Raw genomic sequence first — 22634 nt, 5'->3', positions numbered from 1 at the left:
GAAATCTACAATGCGGCCACCCTGTGACCGCGGGTACGACACAAGGCTGCTTGGAGGTGTAGAGATGGATGTAGCGATCGGAAAGCTCAGCCGGTTAATTGGCAACCACCTGCGTTTCGGATTTAGCGGGGTTTAAGGTCAGCAGACTTTCGGCAGACAGGGCCTGCGGAACAATTTGCATGCCGTCGCGGATATTCTGAATGCCCTCGTAAACCACTTTCTCGCCCGGTTCCAGGCCGGATTTCACGAGGTAGAACTGGGCCACCCGGTTTTGGGGTACGAAGCTTCGCATCTTCACTTTGTTGGATGCATCGACCACGTAGACGTAGTTTTTATCCTGAATTTCAAAAACCGCCTTTTGCGGTACCAAAACGGCGTTATCAACTTCGTTTCTCAGGCGGATTTTGCCCGTCGCACCGTGTTTCAATACTTTGTCCGGGTTTGGAAACCGGGCGCGGAACGCAATCGTCCCGGAGCCGTCGTCGAAGACGCTTTCCATGGTTTCAATTTTTCCCGGCTGTTTATACGGCGAATCGTCGGCCAGCAACAGGGTAACTTCCTGCCCATTCCGGCTGTTTTTGCCTTTTTTAATGTATTCCAGGTATTCTTTTTCCGAAACGTGGAAGTACGCGTAGACTTCCTGAATGTCCGAAACCGTGGTCAGCAGCGTGCCTTCTTCGATCAGACTCCCCATTTTGAACGGAATCCGGTTGATCACGCCATCGAACGGTGCCCGGATGCTGGCGTGCGCCAACCGCAGCGACGCGTTGTCCTGAGCCGACTGAGCCTCTTCAATGGCCGCTTTAGCCGCATCCAGCTTGGATTTAGACAATTCGAGTTCGGAGGCCGAAATCACCTTTTTATCGACCAGCAACCGAACCCGGCCCAGTTCGACTTCGGCGGTTTTGGCCTCGGCCGTCGCGCTTTTCAGATTGGCGCGGGCTTTGGCCAGCTCCGCCTGATATTCAGCCTGATTGATCTGAAACAGCAATTGGCCTTTCTTCACCTGACGGCCTTCGTCCACGAGAATTTTATCCAGAAAACCGCTGACCCGGGCGCGAACCTCGACGTTTCGAACGGCTTCAACGTTGCCGGCATATTCCCGTTGCAGGGTGGTCGATTGCCGGGTGATTTCAAATATGGGTAGCGCCGGTTTCTCAACCTCGGCTTTTTCTTCGGTCTGATTGCCACAACTGCTCAGTAAAACACTGACTAGCAGCGAGCTTACAAGAATGTATGCTTTCATAAGGGGTATGTTTTCAAGTTAAGCGTAACGATAAGCCACGACGTGGTTCATCCGTGAGGGATGCCCGTCCGGCCTGTTAATCGGAAGTAACCTGGTTTTGTAGTACGCTAGTGCACGAATTGCCGCCAATGCGGATCGAAATCAGTGCTGAGGTGGCGGGGACGTGATCTCCTGAACGTGCGAAAACACGCGGATCGACAGTAGCCGAACGGGTCGGGAAATGAGATGCCAGAAAACCGGTTTCAGTTCAAAGGCAAAGAGTGGTGCAAAGAAGTAATCATGCTCGATGTTGGCGACATCGGATTCTTCTTTAGTATCGTCCTGTTCCGGAACGGCGTCGATGATACCCAGCCAGTTTTCCAGAACCAATTCTCCGATACTTTCAATTCGGTTAACGGATAAATCTTCTTTTTGGGCACCATGAATCAATCGGTGGGAATAATGTTCGGGCACGTCAACGCTAATGTTGATGATGTGCAACGCCATTAACCAACAGAATAACCGGTGCAGAAAGAAGTTTTTTCGCCGTTTACTCATTTCTTCTTATAAAGAATACACTATCAATTTAAACACTTATATCGGAAATATGCAACTATTATTTCAACAAAAGGCCAAATATGGCAAATAGTTACTGCTTTTTCTCCGATCATTACAATTTAGGTGCTGTCCGGACCTTTGCAGCAACCTTGCGCCAACCCCGCAGGTTCGGCAACCGGTTTTTTCGATTGATGAACATTCTGCGTAGTAACGCATTTAATTACAGCCATTTAAAAGTAAACACCGATCACGCAAAAGAGTTCGCAGACTGGTGGGATCAAAATCAGAAAAAGTGCTGATCTTAGCTGAGAATTTGAAATACGAACCTTCCAAAAAATCATGAAAACCTATCTGGCCATCCTGCGCGGTATCAATGTAAACGGTCAAAAAAAAATACCGATGGCCGGGTTAAAAAGTCTGTTTGAGGATCTGAACTGCACGCAGGTCAAGACTTATATTCAAAGCGGGAATATTGTGTTTAATCAGGAAGTGGGCAACCAGGAAGAACAAATCCGGCAGATCGAAAAAAAGATCGTTGATGCCTACAGTTTTCAGGTGCCGGTACTCATTCGGTCGCAGCCCGAACTAGCGGAGATTGCGCAAAACAATCCGTTTTTGAAGGAGAAAGACATTGAAATTGACAAGCTTCACGTAACGTTTTTGGCGGATATACCGAGCGAATCAAACCGCGATAAACTAAAAAATGTCACGTTCGGCTCCGACCGGTTTATCATCGTCGGAAAAGACGTTTATGTGTATTGCCCCGGCGGTTATGGAAATACGAAACTGAGCAATACATTTTTTGAAAATAAGCTCAAAGTAACCGCCACAACACGCAACTGGCGAACGGTCAATGAGTTGTATAAAATGGTGGAATCGACGGCAAAGGAGCGCCTGAATTCCTGAAATGTTCTGCAAAAAACGTGTCGGATTTCCACCGTAAATTGTCGTTTTCACACCCGTTCCAATCCATTTTCCAACCGTATTTTTGTATTGTACCCACGGACATTAGTCGGTGTTTTTAACCCACCGAATGGTTGGAAAACCCGGACGAAAAGCTGTGAGTACGTAAAAAAAGAAAACATGAGAAAGCTAAAACTGCAAACCCAATTATCGCTCGACAGCTTCATCTGCGGGCCAAACGGCGAAATGGACTGGTTGGTGTGGAACTGGGATGAGGAGCTAATGAACTACGTAAAAGCGCTCACAGAACCCGTAGACTGCATTTTGCTGGGCCGTGTGCTGGCAGAAGGCTTTATTCCGGCCTGGGCCGAACGGGCTGCCAATCCCGAAACAGCCGAACCGGGTTCGAAAAAAATGAACGAAACGCCCAAAGTTGTTTTTTCGAAATCCCTGGAAACCAGTCCGTGGGAAAAGGTTACACTGGCAACCGGCGACCTGGTGGAAGAAGTTACGAAGTTGAAAAACCAGCCGGGCCAGGACCTGATTGCCTACGGGGGCGGTCGTTTTGTTTCCGACCTGATCAAGCACGGGTTAATTGATGACTATCACCTTTTTATCAATCCGGCGGCCATTGGTAGCGGGATGTCCATTTTTAAAGAAATCGATCAGAAACTCAATCTAAAACTGGTCAAAGCATCGCCTTTTAGCTGCGGAATTGTTGTCCTGCATTATCAGCCGGCCTGAGAATCCGGGAATTGGAATGATGTGGTTCTTAAGGAAATAAATCGGTCAGTCATGAGAAATATAACCTTAAAGAAACGGCTGATTAAATTGTTTTTTACGTTGATTTTATCCTGAATTTTCAGGATAAAATCAACGATTTCATTTCAGATCGAATTTTCTTTTTATCAAGTTTCCCGACGCTGGTTTTGGGAATTTCTGTCACAATAACGATCCGATCCGGCACGTACCATTTATTGATTTCACCATTTGCAACGTGGACTTGTAAAGCGGTTTTTATGGTTTCAGCCGTAACGTTCCCCACAAAATCCGGTTTTAAAACGACCAACGCATTCGGACGTTCTCCCCATTTCTCGTCCGGGAAACCCACCACCGCCGACTCGGCGACTCCCTCCACCTGCGACAGCCAGTTTTCGATGGCCAGCGACGAAACCCACTCGCCCCCGGATTTGATCACGTCTTTGGTCCGGTCAGCAATAATTATCCAGTTGTCGGGCGTGATGGCAGCCACGTCGCCGGTGTGCATCCAGCCACTTCGCCAGAGTTCTTCGCCCCGCTCGGTCTCCTTGTAATAGCCCTGCGTCATCCAGGAACCGCGGACGGTTAACTCTCCCAGGGAATGCCCGTCGTGCGGAACCGCTTCCCCTTCGTCATTTTGCAATTGAATGTCAACAAAAGGCGCAATCCGGCCCGCCCGCGTCCGGAATTCAACCTGTTCATCGAATGGCAAATCCCGCTCGGCATCGTTCAGGTACGTCAACGAAAGTATGGGAGCGGTTTCGGACAAACCGTAGCCCGCATACACCTGAATACCCAATTCCAGCGCGGCTTTTGCCAGCCCCTTCGTGAGCGCCGATCCGCCGATGATTACCTTCCAGCGGCTCAAATCCACCTGTTTGATGCCGGGACAGTTGATGACCATTGTCAGAATAGTGGGCACACAATGCGAAAGCGTCACTTTTTCTTCCGTTAATAATTTTAGTATCAGATCGGGTTCATACCGCCCCGGATAAACCTGTTTGGCCGAAAGCATCGTTGCCAAAAGCGGAAAACCCCAGGCGTGGACGTGAAACAGGGGTGTAATCGGCATGTACACGTCATTGTTGGGATGAAACGGAACGGCTTCGTAACCACAGATATAGGTAACCAGCCCCATCGTGTGCATAAACAACTGACGGTGCGAAAAATACACCCCTTTCGGGTTGCCCGTTGTGCCGGTCGTGTAGAATGTAGTTGCCCAGGTGTTTTCGTCGAAATCCGGAAAATCGTAGTGATCCGAAGCGGTTTTTAGCAGGCTTTCGTATTCACCGACAAAACCGTCCGGCACGGTAACTTCCTGATTTTGATAAACGTTATCGCTAATCAGAATAATTTTTTCGACGGTCGTCAACTGACTTTTAATCGCATTCAGCAGTGGTAGGAAATCCTCGTGAATAATCACCACTTTGTCTTCCGCGTGGTTCATGCAATACAGAATCTGGGCCGGAGACAATCGCACGTTGATCGTATGCAGAATGGCGCCCATGCACGGAATGGCAAAAAAGCATTCCAGATACCGGTGGCTATCCCAATCAAAAACCGCCACCGTATCGCCCGGTTTTACGCCTTCGTCAGTCAGTAAATTGGCCAACCGTCGAACGCGTTGGTTGAATTCCACGTAATTCATCCGGAATAGATCGCGGTATAAAATCTCCCGATGTGGCTCATACTTAAGCGATTGAGCCAATAGTGTTTTTACCAAAAGCGGTTGCTCCTGAGACGAAGCGGTTCGCGGAATCAGTTTCGTAGTAGTCATTCGAAAGGTTTTAGGAATAGCCCAAAAAAGAAAACAGAGCTAAATTTAGCCAAGATTATCTTGCTAAAATTATATTATTTTAGACAATTCCTTTCGCCCGGCCGATTTTAATTTTACAGAAGAAGTCCCGCCAGCGTAGCCGACATATACGACGCCAGCGTTCCGCAGATCAATGCCTTGAAACCCAGTTTAGCCAGATCACTCCGGCGCGAGGGAGCCAGTTCGCCAATCCCGCCGACCTGAATGGCAATGGATGAAAAGTTGGCAAAACCGCAGAGCGCAAAACTGGTAATGGCGATGGTTTTGGGATCGAGAGTGCTTTTGATTTTCACCAAATCGAGGTAAGCCACAAACTCATTCACGACCATTTTGGTCCCCATCAGCGAGCCTGCCGCCTGAACGTCCTTTGCAGGAACGCCCATTGCCCAGGCAAAAATGGAGAAAATATTGCCTAGCAAATAGTTGAGACTCAGGTTCGGAAAGCCGAAAATGTAGTAACCGATTCGGAACAAAATACTGTCGATCAGCGCCATTAGGGCAATAAAACCGATCAACATGGCAATAACGTTAAAACCGACTTTAAGTCCTTCGCTGGCACCGGAAGCAATCGCATCGAGCAAATTGGCGTGGCTTTTCTTGATCTCCAATTTTACAATACCCTCGGTTTCTGAGACTTCCGTTTCGGGAAAAACAATTTTACTGATCACCAGCGCCCCGGGTGCAGCCATCAAACTAGCTGCCAGCAGGTAAGGAGCCGGAACACCCAGTGAAATATAAACCGCCAGAACGCCCCCGGCAATACAGGCAAAACTACCAGTCATGGATGCCAGCAGTTCCGAATTCGTCATGGTTTTCAGGTACGGTTTAATCATGATCTGCGCTTCGACCTGTCCGACAAAGGTACTCGACACGTTCGATAAAGCCTCCGCTCCGCTCACGCCCATCAGCCATTTCATGACCCGCGCCAAAACCGCTACAACCCGCTGCATGATGCCAAGGTGATAGAAAATATTGACCAGAACCGCCACGAAAATGATGGTTGGAATAACCTGAAAGAAGAAAATAAAGCCGTTTTCGGGACCAAATGCTTTGCTGAGCAGTTCGCGGTTTACGAGGGGAGAAAAAACAAACTCGGCACCCCGAACGGATTTCTGAAGAAGCCGGTCAACAAATTGCCCCAGTGTCTGAAAAATCTGTTGTCCAATGTCTGTTTTCAGAATAAAAACCGCCAGTCCAAATTGAAGTAGCAGGCCAACGCCTACCGTTCGGTAATTGATTGCTTTGCGGTTGTTTGACATGGCATACGAAATGCCCAAAATCAGTGCGATGCCGATCAGTCCGGTAAAACGGCTCATTCAATAAGTCGATTAGTTTACGTGTACGGTAGTTTACAAAAAACTTGTGAAGATAAGAAGGAATGCCTGGTCTCGAATGCGAATAATCCGCTTTTTCTTGCCTGTAAGCTTTATTTCCAATTTTATTCTACTCATCCAAACGTGTTTATTCGGTACCAATCAGATTCATTTTACTGAAAAAATTAACAGACAAAAAACAGTATCATTTGTTATAATATTTATGTTGACTATTAACATATTAAACAATTCCTACCCCTGTTTAATAGACAAATATGAAAAACATTCTGACTTCATTGACGGTAACGGTTTTCCTACTATTGACCAACTGCTGTCAGAATCCGCTGGAAAATGTGTCGATTGGTTTTAAAGATCCGATCGAAAAAGGAATTGTGGAGGTGCGGTTCCGGAGTTTGAAAGGAACAATTCCAAAATCCGTTAAATTGACACTGGCGGGGCCCGATGCCGACGCGGTTGTGACCACGCTAAACACGACTCATTTTAAAATAAATGAAGACGGCGTACTGATTCTGGCGGCTTCGCCCGAATCCGATTATTCGAATACAAATCCGCTCAACTTCTTCATTGTTGCACAAGCGCCTGACTATCTGGACATTATTCAACCTGTTCAATTGACTGATACGAGCCGACATACGGTATCGCCAGCCTGGCTCAAGTTGACGGATCCGCCATTCCATGTATCGGCAACGCAGCTTACCGGGGTTAAACCAGCCGCCGGTTTAATCGCCGTAACTCCGGTGATTAACCAGAAAAAAGACAATATGACGGCGGTAATCGCTCCCGGCTCCGAACTCACGGACGCTACTGGAACAGCGTTGGCCGGACCTTTCACCGCAGCCCTTACCCATATCGAAAACCGGAGCAATTCACCCGCCAGTTTCTTGCCTACAGGTTCGGTCATGGCTGCCGTTGCGGGTTTAGACGGAAAAGACCTGGGCTCGCAGCAATTCAGTCAGATTGCGGGTGTTTTTTCACTGGAATTGTATGATGATCAGTTCCGAATGGCGCAAGAGGTCTCAAGACCGGTTTTATGCACGATGACGCTCAATCCGGAACTGATCAATCCGACAGTAGGTCGTTCCATTCAAGCGAGTGATGCGATTCCATTCTGGCGGTATAACCGGTTTACGGGTCGTTGGCACCAGGAAAATCCGGTTGCTGTAACCCGGAATGCATCCACAAATCAATTGGAGTGTAAAATCAGCATCGCTCATCCTGAATTATGGGTAGCTGGCTGGACGCAGGCGGTTTGTGACGAAGGACCGGTTTTTAGGGTAAGCAGCAAATTCAATCAGGTCGATATCCGGTATTTATGCAAAGTCGTGGATGCCGACACGAAACAGGAATTAAGTTCTTTTTATACCTTTTTAAATAACGGCGAACGCATCACGTTGACGCACCTGCGTCAGAATCAAAAAGTACAATTGCGGATTTACAATTATAATGATGCCTACAGCACCGGTGATCCGGGTCAACCGCTGTTCGAAACCGCCCCTTTAGTAAGCTGCAACCCAACTCCGCAGACATTGGATTTGCAAAAATTGGCGGTTCCGCCGGCCATTACCGTAAGTTTTGATTTCGTTTGCCCCCCTCCCACCAAACTCAATGAGTCGTTATTACCAGCCAGAATCAGGTTACAATATAGTGTGGAAGGCAAACGGGAATGGCATGACCTGGTTACGCTGGAACGGAAAAATCCTAATGCGATGTCTTATAAACTGCAGCTAAAAAAACCGTATGCTATTCGGGTTAGTACCGACGGCGGAGCGACCTGGCCACTGGAACAAACGCATTTTGTACCGGACAATAACCGTCTGGCATTTGAAATTGCATCGCCGGAATTTTGTAAATAAGCTATCGGTGATCGATTTACAGTATTCAGTTTACGGTGGCTTACGCGTTCTTATTAAAGCTTGCGTCAGCTACCGAAAACTGAATACCGTAAACGATAACGATTACTCATGCACCTCTTCGGCCGCTTCCGGCTGCTCCACCGCTGGTTCCGGTTCGAGCGGTTTTTCGTTGACGAATAACTTGGCCTGCATGACTTCCTTCTGCGTGACTTCGAAGAATCTTTTCTGAATATTGAAGGGTTGTTCGGTTTCTTCTTCCACGCAACACTTCACGTATTCGCCATCCTCGTGGAGTTCGTACGCGTTGACATTATCGCGCAGATTGTAATCTAACAGGTGAATGGCCTGTTGTTTCACCCGTTTGTCGACCAGCAAAAACAAGGATTCGATGCGACGGTCGAAGCTACGAACCATCACGTCGGCACTTCCCCCGTAAATCTTCGGATCGTCATTATTGTGGAAATAAAACAGTCGCGTGTGTTCCAGAAAGTCACCGACAATCGATCGAACGGTAATGTTTTCGCTCAATCCCTGACGGTGTGGCCGTAAACAACAAATGCCACGTACGATGAGTCGGATGGGGACACCCGCCTGCGACGCTTTATACAGTTCGTCAATGACTTCCTGGTCCTCCAGTGAATTGATTTTAATGCAAATACCGCTCGGCAAACCCTGACTGGCATTCTCGGCTTCGGCCCGGATGAGCTTGACGAGCCTCTTTCGCATGTCGCGTGGTGCCGTAATCAAATATTGGTAATCGTTGGGCAGAGAATGTCCGGTAATGACATTGAAAAACTCCGAAATATCGTGCGTATAAACCTCGTCGGTCGTCAACAGACCAATGTCGGTATACAGCTTCGATGTCTCTTCGTTATAGTTTCCACTCGACAAATGCGCGTACCGAACCACCCGTTGCCCTTCGTTGCGAACGATCAACAGCAGTTTTGTATGTGTCTTATAACTACTGATTCCGTAAATCACAAAACACCCGGCTTTTTGCAGCCGTTGGGCCTCCCGAATGTTATTTTCTTCGTCAAACCGGGCTTTTACTTCGAACAAAACGGAAACGTGTTTGCCATTTTCGGCAGCTTTCAGCAAGGCTTCCGTTACGCGCGATCGCTTGGCTAACCGATAGATTGTCAACTTGATCGCCAGAACGTTCGGATCTTCGGCGGCTTGTTCTAGTAACGAAATTACGGGTTCAAAGTTGTTGTAAGGGTGATGCAGCAGGATATCGCGCTCCTTCATCAACTCGAAAATGTCTGTATTTTTCTCCCGGCGCATGCCCAGGGCCGGAACCGGTGCAGGAGGTGCCGGCAGCTCGTCACGGAATTCCGGATGTCTGATAACCTGCCAGAGGCTCGTGTAATCGATCAGCTCGGCATTTTCAAAAAAGTTGTAATCATCGATTTCCCAACGCTTTTTAAGCAAATTGATCATCCAGTCCGACGCATTGGGTTCAATTTCAACCCGAACGACCCGACCGAGCCGGCGGTTTTTGATTTTCTGCTTGATTTCGTCGATGAAGTCAGTTTCGATATCATCACTTTCTTCCAGGGTAAAATCACCGTTTCGGGTAATCCGCATCAGATTGACCGAATCGATTTCTACGTTCCGGTATAACTTCTTGATTTCCTGCCGGATAATTTCTTCGATGGGCAGAAAACACGTTTCGTCAGTTCGTTCAAACGGCATGAAACGTGGCAGGTTGGCTGGAATCTGAACGAAGGATAAGCGCTGGTTTTCATCGTCATCCCCGGCTTTGACCGGGCGGTTCGGGTCCTGCGTAACAACGCTAAAAATCAGGACCTTCGCCAGCAAGATCGGAAACGTATGCGTGTAGTCGTACACCATCGGCGTCAGCATCGGGTAGATGGTCCGGTCGAAATAATCAACCGCCTTCGCCCGTTCTTCTTCGGTCAGGTCATTGAGTCCGATAAACCGAAAATCAATGTCTTTGAACGAGGTTTTCAGTTCGCCGAAAACCGCCAATTGGTCTTTACTGAACTGCTGAGCCGCCGTCATCAGGGCTTTCCGGAACGGGATTTCCCGCAAACCGGAATAATCGACGCGCTCTTTTCCGTAGTCGAGGTAGTTGTAGAGGCTGCCGATGCGAATGGTGAAAAACTCGTCCAGGTTTGAGGCCGTTATGGCCAGAAACTTGAGTCGGTCGAGCAAATGACGTTCGGGATTACGAGCCTGGTCGAGCACCCGCGCATTGAATTTCAGCCAGCTCAGGTCACGGCTGATGTAATTGCTCTGGTCGATTACGTTCGCCAGCTTTTCATTTATTTTCATGGCCTTACCGTCTTCCGATTCCAACGGTAAAGTTACTTTACGACCTGAGAAAAACGAGAAAAGCCCTCCGAAAGAACCCTTTCTTTCTATATTATCTTTTTGTGAAGAATTTTTGCCGTTCATAGGTAGGGTGGACTACTTGTCAATAAGTAACGTACTTTCTAACAACTTCGTACGGGCTTTTTAGTTATTGGCCCCGTTTACCGATTTTTACAATCAGATTTTGTACCAGATTAGTAGTATATACAAAAAGACACTAAAAAAAAAGCGGGCTATTCGCCCGCTTTGTCTTACACATCAACTTTTGCGTACTTGGCGTTTCGTTCAATGAACTCCCGGCGCGGGGCCACCTCATCGCCCATGAGGGTCGAAAAGACATGGTCCGATTCGGCGGCCGACTCGATCGTCACGCGTTTCAGGCTTCGTTTAGAGGGGTCCATCGTCGTGCTCCACAACTGCTCGGGGTTCATTTCCCCCAGACCTTTGTAGCGCTGCACGTTCACGTTTTCTTCCCGACCCGATCCGGCCAGCTCGCGAACGGCAGCTTCGCGTTGCTGTTCCGTCCAGCAATACCGTTCTTCTTTCCCTTTCTTCACGAGATAGAACGGCGGCTGGGCGATGTAGAGAAAACCGTTCTCGATCAGCGACCGCATGTGCCGGAAAAACAAAGTCAGAATCAGCGTCCGGATGTGGCTGCCATCGACGTCGGCATCGGTCATGATGATGACGCGGTGGTAGCGCAATTTCTCCAGATTCATCACGGTTTCCCCGTTGACGCGTTCGTAGCGAATCCCGAGCGCTGTGATGATGTTCTTGATTTCTTCGTTTTCGTAAATTTTGTGTTCGAGCGCTTTCTCCACGTTCAGAATTTTACCCCGCAACGGCAGAATGGCCTGGAAAGCCCGATTCCGACCCTGCTTGGCCGAACCACCCGCCGAGTCACCCTCAACCAGGTAGATTTCGCAATTTTCGGGGTTGGTATCCGAACAATCAGCCAGCTTACCCGGTAAGCCCATGCCGCTCATGAAGTCCTTGCGGTCGGTCATGATGCGTTTGTAGGCCAGATCGGCGGCAATCCGGGCCTGGGCCGAAATCAACACTTTCCGGACAATCGACGCGGCTTCTTTCGGGTGTTCTTCCAGCCACATTTCGAGCATTTCGGCGACCGTCGAGCTTACCGCTCCCACTACGTCACTGTTTCCCAGCTTCGTTTTGGTCTGTCCTTCAAACTGAGGTTCAGCCACTTTTACTGAAATAACGGCGGTGAGGCCCTTCCGGAAATCGCTGCCGTCGAAGGTCACTTTGCCCGAGTTTTTCCCCAGCAAATGCGCGTTGCGTTCGGCGTAATTCTTCAGAATCCGCGTCAGCGCGGTTCGGAAACCCTGAACGTGCGTTCCGCCTTCAATGGTGTTGATGTTATTGACGTATGACGAAATGTTTTCACCTGCTTCGAGGTTGTACACCATCGCCACCTGTACCGGCGTCGAACCGGTTTCCCGCTCCATGTAAATCGGTTCCATCCCTTCCAGCGAAGGGCGGTTTTCATCGACGTATTTGACAAATTCGGTCAAACCACCCTGTGAATAAAATTCCGATTGCAGTGGTTCACCTTGCTCGTTGATGTCGCGGAGGTCGGTCAGCGTAATGCGGATTCCTTTGTTCAAAAACGCCAACTCGCGTAAACGACCGGCTACGGTATCGTATTTGTAAACGGTTTCGGTAAAAATGGTATCATCGGGTTTGAAGCGCACCGTTGTTCCGGTATCTTCGGCCGTACCGATTTCACGCACCGGGTAAACCGGCGCTCCAATGTGGTATTCCTGCTCAAAAACTTTCCCTTCCCGGTGTACTTCAACGTGCAGCATCGTCGAGAGTGCATTCACACAGGACACCCCCACACCGTGCAAACCGCCGGATACTTTGTAGGTATCTTTGTCAAATTTACCTCCGGCATGCAGCACGGTCATGACCACTTCAAGGGCAGACTTCCCTAATTTTGCATGCATCCCGGTCGGAATGCCCCGGCCATTATCCTTAACCGTTATGGAATTATCTTCATTTATGATGACCTGAATCGTATCACAATAACCGGCCAGCGCTTCGTCAATCGAGTTATCGACGACTTCCCAGATGAGATGGTGTAATCCTTTGATGCCCACATCGCCGATGTACATGGCCGGTCTTTTCCGAACGGCTTCGAGACCTTCCAATACCTGAATATTGTCGGCGTCGTAATTACCTTTCGAGCGTTCTTCTGGTGCGATGTCGGCTTCAATCAATTCGTTTGTCATAGAATGCAATCAGTATAGTTCCGATTTACGGAATTGTTATAAGAAATGCGGTTAAATAGGCGTTTTCAGATAGTAAAAATACAAATTTTCCGGGTCATTTCCTAACCCGATTCAGCTTAACGTATAAATATACCTACAAAACAATGGACAGCAAAATTTTGCGTTTACTAAAAACAGCGAAAATGAACAATAACCGGCATTTTTACCCAATTTATCACCTGGAAATTCCATTTGAACCAGCCAACCCGCTTACCTTTACAGCCCGATTGTATAACTCACTCAGATTCTTTTTGTTGCCGTTTATCAGAAGCTAAACGGCACCGGTTAGCGCGGTTCGGGACCCGGCAGCGATGCGGTTAGGAAGCTTCTTTTTTCCAGTCTAAACAATTTCTAAACTAAACCAACCCGGTTTTCGTCTATCTAAGGTCAACATCCCTAAAGAATACCAATTCCATGAGAAAATTATTGTTCTTTGTAGCCATTTTCGCTTTCACACTGATCTTCAGCCAATGCAGCGTCAATCGTCAGATCACACAGGCAAAGGCCCTCGGTGACTGTAAATTCCACATCACGTCGGCCGACAGCGTCTATCTGTCCGGGATCGACGTCCGGAAATTGAAAAATCTGGAAGATCTGAATCCCATGAAATATCCGCAACTGGCAACGGGTTTCATGACGAAAAGCATTCCCATCAGTGCCCGGCTCAACATCGACATCACAAACCCCACCAATAAAACGGCCGCCATCGACCAGCTGGAATACAAGATTTTACTGGCCGAACAGGAGTTGTTCAACGGTTTTGTCAACCAGCGCATCGAAGTGGCTCCGGGGGGAGCCTCACGCGTTCCGGTCAAGCTGAATGCCAATGCGTATAAACTGATGACGGACGATAAAACGCGGGATGCGTTCACGGATCTGGTTCGGAACATGAGCGGATCGAACAACTCCAAATCATCGAAACTGACGATCAAAATCAAACCGACCCTGGCGCTGGGCAACAAAAAAGTTGACTATCCCGGCTACATCACCATCGATCAGGAGGTGACGAGTAAGATGTTTTTGGGGCAGTGAAAGGGGAAATGACCATTGACGATTGACCATCGTCAATGGTCAATCGTCAATCAAAGATAACTCTCCTCCACTTTCCAGACGTTGCTGGCGTAGATGAGCAGTTCGCGGACGCGGTTTCCGAGGACGAGCCGACACTTTGGACGGGCACCTTTTTCGAGGTAACTAATGGCTTCCCGGTTTAGAATGTGGCTTTTGCCGATGCGGATAAAATGATCCGGCGGCAGGAGTTTTTCAAGCGTATCGAGCGTCAGATTGGGCACATTCAGGTGTTCCTGTTTGGAGCAATACACGTTGATCTGCTTGTTAGCCGATTCACAATACATAATGTCGGCCACCTCGATCCGGTGCAGCACAACCGAGTTCTGGAAGGTCAAAAACCGGGGGCCAGTCGGAGCGCCCAGGTCCGGATTATGGCTGAAGGCTTTTTCCAACTGGGTCGTTACCTCCAGCTCGTGCTCTTTGTCCGCCTTCCATTTGTGGTAAAACAACCGGACTTTCTCCTTCAACAGGAGCGGATCGATGGGTTTGACCACAAAATCCGAGTGCAAATGCGGGGCCGCTTTCTGAACCGCCGTCAGCGCATCATCGGGATAACCGGAAACGAAAATGACGCCGTAGAAACGTTGCTGCTGCGTGAGTTCATCCAGCAGTTCAAAACCGCTGCGAATGGGCATTTTTATATCCAGAAAAATCAGATCCGGTTTTTGCTCCGCAATCAGGTCGAGTCCTTCTGTCACATTTCCGGCTTCGCCCACCACACTCACTTCAGCGACCGAGGAGAGCATGTTGCGCAACGTCCGGCGCACCGGAAGTTCGTCGTCGATAATGACCGCCCGTACAAGTAATGGGTTCATAGTAAATGAAATAGTATCGAAACTCAGAAACATTATTCGGCATCGGCCGCGCCTTCTTCGGGCGGTAAAACCGGGTGCAAAGGCACAATCGCTTCCAGTCGAACACCTGAAATACCGGTTTCCGGGTTGGTCAGATCGATCACCTGCTGCGAACTCTTCAATTCATTGTATTGATTCAGCTGGTCAAAAACCGCCTGAATGATATTAAGCCCGCGTCCCGTGCTCCGGCGCCGGTACAACCTCGCTTTTTCCAGTCCAACACCGTTATCCTCTACCTTGATCAACAGACAGCCATCTGATTCACAAACGAATACGTCGACAAAACCGCCTTCCGGCTTGTTCTCCAAACCGTGTTTGATGGAATTGGAAACGTAGCCCTGAATGATCATCTTCGGGAGCTGGGTATCGACCGGAATGTTTTCTTCCACGCTAATTGTAAAGGTAATCCGGTCGCCAAACCGCAAGCGTTCCAGGTCCAGGTAATTCTGGACAAACGCCAGTTCTTCATGCAACGTCCAGAAAACCCGGCTCCGGGTCATCAGCTGGTTCCGGAAAATAGAGCCAAACTTGGCCAGATAGCCTACTACCCGATCCGGGTCGGCTTCGTACGTGATCGACTGAATGGCCGTCAGGAAGTTAGCGACAAAATGGGGATCGATCTGATTGGTAATCGCTTTCACTTCCAATAACGCCCGTTTTCGACTCGCTTCGGCCAGTTCACGCCGGATTTCGGCTTCGTGTTTCTCCCGATTGGCGGCTTCAATTTCCAGCTGCGACATCCGGCGCTGTAACTGGAGCTGTTTCAGACGACGCTTTGCCAGCACCCGCACCTGCCGCAATCGCCCGTAAAACAATCCACCCACAATCAGGATAATTACCAACGTTCGGAACCACCAGGTTGCGTACCAGGGCGGGGCAATTCGAAAATCCTGAACAATGGGCCGGGTGTTCCAGAGTCCTTCGGCCCGCAGCACCTGAATCGTCAGACGGTACGAACCGTCGGTCAGGTTTTGCAACGTAAACGAGTTTTCGCGAATGGGCTTCGACCACTCGGTCGCCGTCGGATTCCCGTCAAGCCGTTCCAGGCGGTATTGGTAGGTGGTATTCGTCAGCAAATTCCGCTCACTATTGACCCGCAGCTGCACTTCCAGGTCATTTTCGCTGGATTTGAACCAGAGTTCGCCGATGAGCGGTTTCACCACCCGCCCGGAGCGCATGTCCCGAAACGCCTGAATCCGGGTTGGCACCGGCTTTAACAATTGAAAAAGCCGCTTTTCCGAGATCATCATCATGCGGTCACGGGTTGCCACCCACAACCGGTTGCGCGAGTCGAGCAGGATACCGTTGAAAATGCACTGGCTTCCCCCAAACCCGTTTTCCTGGTCAAAATAAGCCAGCCATTCTTCCCCGGTTTCGTAAAACCGTTCCCTATCAAACACGAACAACCCTTCGAGCGTACCCACCAGCAGGTAACGGCCCAAAGGCCGGGCATACGTGATGGTTCGCTGAATAAAACCGGGAGCAATCTGCCGGTATTTTTTGTAGTCGTAAAACCAGAGTCCTTCTCCGGATGTCAGCCACAAATTTCCGCGTTTGTCACGCCGGATTTCAGCCAGTGTCCGGGTCGGCAAGCCTCTATTCGCCTTGGTGAGTTGCCGGAATTGACGACTTGAACCGTCCCACAACAGGGATTTCGTTAAACCGCTTATCCAGAATCGTCCGAATTTGTCAGCTTCAATGTTGTCATAATGGTCGGGCGGTATCGGGATTCTGTCCATGAGGGCCAGCGTCCGGCGATTGTAGATATACAGGTTCTGGGGCGAAACAATCAGGTACCGGTTCCGCTGAACATCATCGTAAAAACCCATTGCCAGCGTAATCGTATCGGAACCCGGTAACGGATGAAACGTTTCGCCATCATACTGAAAAACACCCTTATGTGGTTCGGCAACCAGAATCAGGTTTCCGTTGGCATCCATTCGGCTCGCGGGCTGGAAATGATCGGCGGGCATTACGTTGCGAAAGCTTTGGTCGGGAACAATCCCTTTTTCAGTGAGTCGGCTCAGCCCTTTTCCCCACGAACCAAACCAGATAATACCTTTCCGATCCTCGACAATACTGTTGGTTTCTTCAAGCCAGCCTTCCGACTGATTGAAATATTGCCAGCCGCTCATTTTGATATTGATCAGTCCGTGATGTGCGGTCCCGACCCAGAGATCACCGCGCCGGTCAAACAGCAGCCGGTTGGCCTGCGATGAACGGACGTGCGAATTGATCACGTTTTTACCATCGTACCAACAGATTTCCCGATCGTTCCCGGTTTTCTGAAAAGCCAGCTCACCGTTCAATCCCATTGCGCACAGTTTCAACTCCGAAACCGGTACGGGGATCTCATAAAGTTTGCTAACGACCTGTCCTTCAATTCGGTAAACCACCGAACCTGCCCGGGCATAAAAACGCCCTGCCGGATCGGCCAGTAACTGGTTCAGCGGAAGTTTGTCGACAATCAAGGTCAGACGATCGTTTTTCATTTCCCACAACTGCCCCTCGGCCGTCAGCAGCAACATCCGGCGATTCGGCCAATCGGTCAGAATGCCGCGAAACCGCTGTTCAGGATTGGCAAAAAACCGCTTCGTTACATCCGTCATCCGGTCCTTCTCCCAGCAATACAGCCGCTGCCCCACGGTTTCGTCTTCCATTCGGGCCGCAAACCAGAGTCGGTTTTGGTGGTCGGCGGTCATAAACACCACTTGCTGTTCCGGTTTATTGCGTCCGTAATTAACCGAAAACTCTTTGATTTTCAGGCTTGTATTGGTAATATCATTCATCCGAAACAGCCGGTTGCCCGCACAGGCCCAAACCGTCCCGTCGGGCGAATCAGTCAGATTATCACCCCCGTCCGGTAAGGCCGGAATTTGCCGCTGGTTGATAATCGGCGCAACGCCGTTGAAAAAGTTCAGCCCAAAATAGGTTCCGATCCAGATTCGGCCCACCCGATCCTGGTACAAGCCCGACACGTAGACGTAGGACAAACCGTCGTAGACCCCAAACGTCCGGTCGGAGAATTGCTGTGCCGCCCCCACGACAGTCCAGCAGCAACTGATCAATCCGAGCAGGACCCGGTTGAGGCAGCGGTTTCGTGACGGGAAGAATTGGCTAGACATTCTGGAGCAAAAATGATAACAGTTAATGTACGAAGGATGCCGCGGTATCACAATGGCCGGGAAACTGAACCGACGAAAAGGGCTTTTGGGGAGCTCTAATTTCCCCCCTGGTTCCTATCTTTCCGGTCCCCGTAACAAGAAAGCCGTACGGTGAGGTACGGCTTTCTCGGATCATGTGGTGTGGCTATTACCCAATTCAGTGGCGCTTACAGATCGGACGTCAACCGGGTTCTTTTGCAGCTGCCCGTTTCAAACCGGAGTGAACTCGACCACTTGGTGACCTGCTTTCCGTTCAGCGTCGCAACCGCATCGAGCGAATAACTTCCAAGGGGTCGGCTGAGGTTGAGCACGATTCCTTCGGTTTCGGAACCACAGGGCGGCACACTGATGATCGTTGACGGCACGAACGGTTTTGTCAGCACCCCGACGGTTTTGCCATCCAGCTTCACCTCGACCTTATCAAACTTCGATGCTGTTAAACTGGTGTAGATCAAATAATTACCCAAATCTTCAGGCTTCACTTCGTTGTTATTTTTACAGCTAACAACGGCAAGAAAGGTTACAAGCACTAAAACTATTTTTTTCATGAGCGTAAGTATGTTGTTGTTTGTGATTGTTGATTCAAAATTAATCACAGCACCGCACAACAACGGATTCCGGCTTTCGCGCCGGACGAATGACTACCTACAGCCGATGAAAATGGGGAGAGAAACGATGTATTATTTAACGGTAAACGGGACGGGGCGGGCAGGAAAAGATGATGGATTATGAATTATTGCGTTCCCTTATTCATCATTCTAGTTCAAGTTTCGGGCGGTCAGGAGCCACTCATATGGATTTTGGGGCAGGGGAAGTCCGTCGGGTTGGAGTTGCAGGTACATGAGGTGCAGATGCGTTGGCGACCGGGCGGGATAGGCATTGTAACCGGTCCGTCCAACTTCACTGATTTTCTGACCGGATTGCACCCAATCGCCCGGCCGAACTAAAATGGCGTTGTTATGGGCGTAATACCACAACCCATCGAGAATGGGATCATACACCCAAATCCAGTTGCCGCCCCGGTACTCCTGCCCCGGAGTCCAGGCGGTTTCGATGGCTAATACGATGCCGCTGGTCATCGCCAGCACATCGGCGGGGCGGTCGGTATGATCATCGATGCAGTCCTGATTTCGGTCGGTAATGAAAATATCCTGGGCGGGATGACTTCCCCGGACGTTGTAGTCAAACAAATCGAAGCCTTTGGCGCGGTAGCCTTCGCCGTGCGTGCCGCCAATGGCATCCGGGGTGTAATTACGCAGTGGAAATGAGAAGTAGGCCGAGCGCAGCAGGCTGTCACGGCGGGCACTGTCGAGCCGGAAGGGTTCGGCGGTTTGGAATTTACCCCGCAACCCAAACATGATGTCGCTAAATTGTTTCCGGGCCGAATCCGGCAAAACGCTTTCTTCCCGAATCCGGGTATACAATTGCTGGAACTGCTGGCACATCGAGTCGATGCGGGGAATGCCGGTGCCGGTCCAGGTAACGGTTTGCGACGAAGCCGAATTTGACAATCCAATCCATAAAGCACTTAGGATGCCGACCCACCGCATAACTTTCCAATATCCTGATTTCACGTTGACGAGCTGTATTCAATCCTGCGGCCGAAAATACGGAAAACTCCCGAAAAATGGTCACTCAGGGCATACAATCCGGTAAAACCGGTAGGTCAGCAGGACGCCAATATAGGTATACGTATCTTTGGAATCCGGGTTTCCATTCTGCAGCTTGTTGGTTCCGCCGAAGGTGTTCGGTCCGAAATTATCCAGATAATCGCTACCGGAAAACCGGGTACCGTATTCCAGCCCCAAACTCCAGGGCCGTTTAAATTCGTATTTGATCCCAACCCCGAGCGGAAAATGAAAGACTGATTTCCGCTGGTATCCCGGATTTTGAGGATTGGTTTTAAACGTAAACAAACCCAGTCCACCAAACACATAGGGTGTCCAGTTCTTCACCCGGCGAAGGCTGGAATAATTCAGGAAATTATACTCCAGCAGCGCATTTACCTCCCGAATGGAGGTTTTGAAAGCCAGATTACGGGCCTGTTGAAACGGATCGTTAAACCGGGTGTCCCGGCCCGCAATCTGCCCTAAACCGGCATTAATCCGCACAGTAAAGGGCTGACTGACGTTGTAGCGCACCAGCAGATTACCCGCCGGACGGAGGTTTCCGGGCACAATGCTCGGCGCCAGATCTCCCTTGTAAACCATGCCGCCTAAACCACCACCCACTTCCCAGGTCGACTGGGCCTGAACTGCCGGACAACCCAGAATAGACAAACCTGCGATCAATCCCAAAACCGCAGAAAACCGGATAAGAGATTGACGGTTTGGCTGGAAAAACCGCTGACCGGAGCAAGCTGACAACTGGTAATTTATCTGATCGGCGGGCATTTAATTCGTGGCGTCAGAACGTAATGTACCTGAAAATTGATGGTCATGTAGCCATCGTTGAACACCCCGTCGGCTCCCCGCGTGGTGAAGTTGGGATCACTGGTGATTGTTGATAGCGGATCGCTCGTGTTGAAGTATTTTTGCAGATCCGCCACGCGGTCTCCCCCTTTGCGGGCCGCCGTTGGTTCCAGACGACGATCGGACATGGCCCGGGCCAGGTCATCCTTCAAAATAGTCGGGTCCGGATAAGCTCCACCCACATCGTCCAGGTAATCCGTTGATGTAAAGCGGTATGAAATCTCACCCGCGAACCCAAACCGGTCATTTAGCCGGTAGCGAACTCCGAAACCGACCGGAATGGCCAACGTCATCAGGGAATACGGTTTAACGCCGTTCTGCCCCTGCCCTTCCGTGCCCAGCGACTGTAGTTTCACCCAACGCTGCTGGGTATCTTCGGGCGACGTTCCAAACCCAACCGGCGTGCGTGCTTCCGGACTGTGGGCTACGGCCGCAATTCCAACAGTGATGTACGGAGTCAGTTTGGCGCGGTAATTCGGGTTACGTCCATCCGGTACAAACTGGTAAATACCGCTCAGCGCAAATTCTTTCAAATCATTACGAAAATGCAGGTTTCGGACGTATTGAACGATGCCTGAATTCAGATCTTTGCGGTTATACGTATAATCATCCCCCGCAATCCGCGCCCAGGTAAACGAAGCCCGAGCGGCCAGACGGGGTGTAAAATGCCGGGTGTACATCGCTGCCGCACTCCAGCGCATCATCAAAAATGTCGATTTAATGGGTTTACGGTAACCGGCAAGTTCGCCGTAATAGCTGGATGTTCCCAGTCCCAAACCCACCTCAGAATAAGGTACAAAAGGAGTTCGTCGGCTCTGGGCTTGTCCATCGGCCGGTTGCAATGCCAAACCAGCAACCGCCATCAAACTGGTAATCAGTAGGTTATTCTTCATGTTTCTTTGCTTACTACCGCACCGGAAACCCGGAGCCTCTGATTCATCGGGTTGAAACCTGACCGCATTCGTCAAGCTTCTCCTCTGAAACGCCCGGTTTTGGTATTTTATTGGGTCGGGCGATAAAACTGTTGTGGATAATGCGCAAAATCCGTACCTATCGTATAGGGAAGCCCTTTTTTCGCAACTTATTTATCCGCTAATTTCGAATATCCCAGCCCCAGCTGAGCTTGTTGCGAAGCGTATTTAAAAAACTATCGTCGCTCATTTTAACAAGTTTGGCAACAAAATTCTCTTTCCGGACGCTCAGACGGGTGCCGATGGTAACGGTGCGAAACCGGGAATCGACCGAAACCAGAAAGGTATTGCTGCGGCTTTCTACTTCAAACGACAACTGCGCCGAATCCGGCACCACCATCGGTCGGACGTTCAGGTTGTGCGGGCTAATCGGTGTAACGATAAAATTGCGGTCGTGCGGCAACAGCAAAGGCCCTCCGCAACTCAGTGAATAACCGGTTGAGCCGGTGGCGGTAGAAATAATCAATCCGTCGGCCCAATACGAGTTTAGAAATTCGCCATTGAGGTACGTATGCACGGTGATCATCGACGAGGTCTCGGTTTTGGTAATCGTTACGTCGTTCAGGCCGAACGGAACGCCGTCGAACAGGTCTTCATCGGACTGGAGGTTTACCAGCGTCCGTTCGTCGAGCCGAAAATCACCGATCGACAGCGCCTGAAGCAACCTCGGTATGGACTCCGGGTTTTCGGGTGAAATTGTCGTCAGAAAACCAAGTCGACCGATGTTGATTCCAACAATGGGAATACCACGGGGACCGGCATGCGTCAATACTTCCAGCAGGGTTCCATCGCCCCCGAGACTGAACGCGAAGTTGGCATCAAAAATGTCGAGATACGAGGTGTAGGTGGAGGTAGAATGATGGGCAATACCCGCAGAATCGAGAAACGAACGGTAGATTTCAGATAGTTGCACTTCGATTTGCCGCCGGGCCAGTTCATCGAACATCGATTGGATGAACGGTGTAGCCAAATCAACAAAATTGCGTCCATGAATAGCAATCTTCATAAGAAACGTCAGTCGGTTCGT

At 49.8% G+C, this 22634-nt stretch carries 17 protein-coding genes; 4 read left to right on the top strand and 13 right to left on the bottom strand.

The window, feature by feature from the left end; translation table 11 throughout:
- Positions 1 to 94: 94 nt before the first annotated feature.
- Both EHT25_RS17815 and EHT25_RS17810 read right to left on the bottom strand, forming a co-directional pair.
- Positions 95 to 1246 (bottom strand): efflux RND transporter periplasmic adaptor subunit, encoded by a 1152-nt coding sequence (locus tag EHT25_RS17815; protein ID WP_124876487.1) that lies wholly within the window; start codon positions 1244 to 1246, stop codon positions 95 to 97.
- Between the two features lie 141 nt (positions 1247 to 1387).
- A complete protein-coding gene (locus tag EHT25_RS17810; protein ID WP_124876486.1) occupies positions 1388 to 1783 on the bottom strand; it encodes a hypothetical protein in 396 nt (131 codons plus the stop codon).
- A gap of 339 nt (positions 1784 to 2122) precedes the next feature.
- On the opposite strand from EHT25_RS17810, the gene EHT25_RS17805 reads away from it, so the two are divergent.
- Both EHT25_RS17805 and EHT25_RS17800 read left to right on the top strand, forming a co-directional pair.
- Positions 2123 to 2689: a DUF1697 domain-containing protein gene (locus EHT25_RS17805; protein ID WP_124876485.1), complete on the top strand. Its 567-nt coding sequence runs from the start codon at positions 2123 to 2125 to the stop codon at positions 2687 to 2689.
- A gap of 177 nt (positions 2690 to 2866) precedes the next feature.
- Entirely contained in the window at positions 2867 to 3430 is a 564-nt protein-coding gene (locus EHT25_RS17800; protein WP_124876484.1) for a dihydrofolate reductase family protein, read from the top strand.
- A gap of 118 nt (positions 3431 to 3548) precedes the next feature.
- On the opposite strand, the gene EHT25_RS17795 is transcribed toward EHT25_RS17800, so the two are convergent.
- Complete coding sequence (locus EHT25_RS17795) at positions 3549 to 5222, bottom strand: fatty acid--CoA ligase (protein ID WP_124876483.1); 1674 nt, start codon at positions 5220 to 5222, stop codon at positions 3549 to 3551.
- A gap of 113 nt (positions 5223 to 5335) precedes the next feature.
- Positions 5336 to 6577, bottom strand: coding sequence for a NupC/NupG family nucleoside CNT transporter (locus EHT25_RS17790; RefSeq protein WP_124876482.1), 1242 nt, complete (start codon positions 6575 to 6577; stop codon positions 5336 to 5338).
- 272 nt (positions 6578 to 6849) lie between these two features.
- On the opposite strand from EHT25_RS17790, the gene EHT25_RS17785 reads away from it, so the two are divergent.
- Complete coding sequence (locus EHT25_RS17785) at positions 6850 to 8448, top strand: hypothetical protein (protein WP_124876481.1); 1599 nt, start codon at positions 6850 to 6852, stop codon at positions 8446 to 8448.
- Positions 8449 to 8550: 102 nt separating this feature from the next.
- Here the strand turns inward: EHT25_RS17785 and ppk1 are convergent, their stop codons facing one another.
- Both ppk1 and gyrB read right to left on the bottom strand, forming a co-directional pair.
- The gene (ppk1, locus tag EHT25_RS17780; RefSeq protein WP_124876480.1) at positions 8551 to 10746 is read right to left on the bottom strand and encodes a polyphosphate kinase 1; all 2196 of its coding nucleotides are present in this window, start codon (positions 10744 to 10746) and stop codon (positions 8551 to 8553) included.
- A gap of 290 nt (positions 10747 to 11036) precedes the next feature.
- Entirely contained in the window at positions 11037 to 13037 is a 2001-nt protein-coding gene (gyrB, locus tag EHT25_RS17775; protein ID WP_124876479.1) for a DNA topoisomerase (ATP-hydrolyzing) subunit B, read from the bottom strand.
- 453 nt (positions 13038 to 13490) lie between these two features.
- On the opposite strand from gyrB, the gene EHT25_RS17770 reads away from it, so the two are divergent.
- Entirely contained in the window at positions 13491 to 14108 is a 618-nt protein-coding gene (locus EHT25_RS17770; RefSeq protein ID WP_124876478.1) for a hypothetical protein, read from the top strand.
- A 50-nt stretch (positions 14109 to 14158) separates the two neighbouring features.
- On the opposite strand, the gene EHT25_RS17765 is transcribed toward EHT25_RS17770, so the two are convergent.
- The 7 genes from EHT25_RS17765 to EHT25_RS17735 all read right to left on the bottom strand — a co-directional run bounded on the left by EHT25_RS17765 (position 14159) and on the right by EHT25_RS17735 (position 22613).
- Positions 14159 to 14962 (bottom strand): LytR/AlgR family response regulator transcription factor, encoded by an 804-nt coding sequence (locus tag EHT25_RS17765; protein ID WP_185731405.1) that lies wholly within the window; start codon positions 14960 to 14962, stop codon positions 14159 to 14161.
- 32 nt (positions 14963 to 14994) lie between these two features.
- Positions 14995 to 18126 carry a sensor histidine kinase gene (locus tag EHT25_RS17760; RefSeq protein ID WP_124876476.1) on the bottom strand — a complete coding sequence of 1044 codons (3132 nt, stop codon included), beginning with the start codon at positions 18124 to 18126 and terminating at the stop codon, positions 14995 to 14997.
- Between the two features lie 206 nt (positions 18127 to 18332).
- Positions 18333 to 18713, bottom strand: a complete 381-nt coding sequence (locus EHT25_RS17755) for a hypothetical protein (RefSeq protein WP_124876475.1) — start codon at positions 18711 to 18713, stop codon at positions 18333 to 18335.
- 210 nt (positions 18714 to 18923) lie between these two features.
- Positions 18924 to 19715 carry a M23 family metallopeptidase gene (locus EHT25_RS17750; RefSeq protein ID WP_124877089.1) on the bottom strand — a complete coding sequence of 264 codons (792 nt, stop codon included), beginning with the start codon at positions 19713 to 19715 and terminating at the stop codon, positions 18924 to 18926.
- An 81-nt stretch (positions 19716 to 19796) separates the two neighbouring features.
- The gene (gene porG / locus EHT25_RS17745; protein WP_229311608.1) at positions 19797 to 20558 is read right to left on the bottom strand and encodes a type IX secretion system protein PorG; all 762 of its coding nucleotides are present in this window, start codon (positions 20556 to 20558) and stop codon (positions 19797 to 19799) included.
- Entirely contained in the window at positions 20540 to 21529 is a 990-nt protein-coding gene (locus EHT25_RS17740; protein ID WP_185731404.1) for a DUF6089 family protein, read from the bottom strand. The genes porG and EHT25_RS17740 overlap by 19 nt, the downstream gene beginning before the upstream one ends.
- Before the next feature lie 199 nt (positions 21530 to 21728).
- Positions 21729 to 22613 carry an NAD kinase gene (locus EHT25_RS17735; protein WP_124876474.1) on the bottom strand — a complete coding sequence of 295 codons (885 nt, stop codon included), beginning with the start codon at positions 22611 to 22613 and terminating at the stop codon, positions 21729 to 21731.
- Between the last annotated feature and the right edge of the window lie 21 nt (positions 22614 to 22634).

Source organism: Larkinella rosea (genome assembly GCF_003858635.1).
GTDB classification, from domain to species: domain Bacteria; phylum Bacteroidota; class Bacteroidia; order Cytophagales; family Spirosomataceae; genus Larkinella; species Larkinella rosea.
This window is presented reverse-complemented; position numbering and strand designations above follow the sequence as displayed.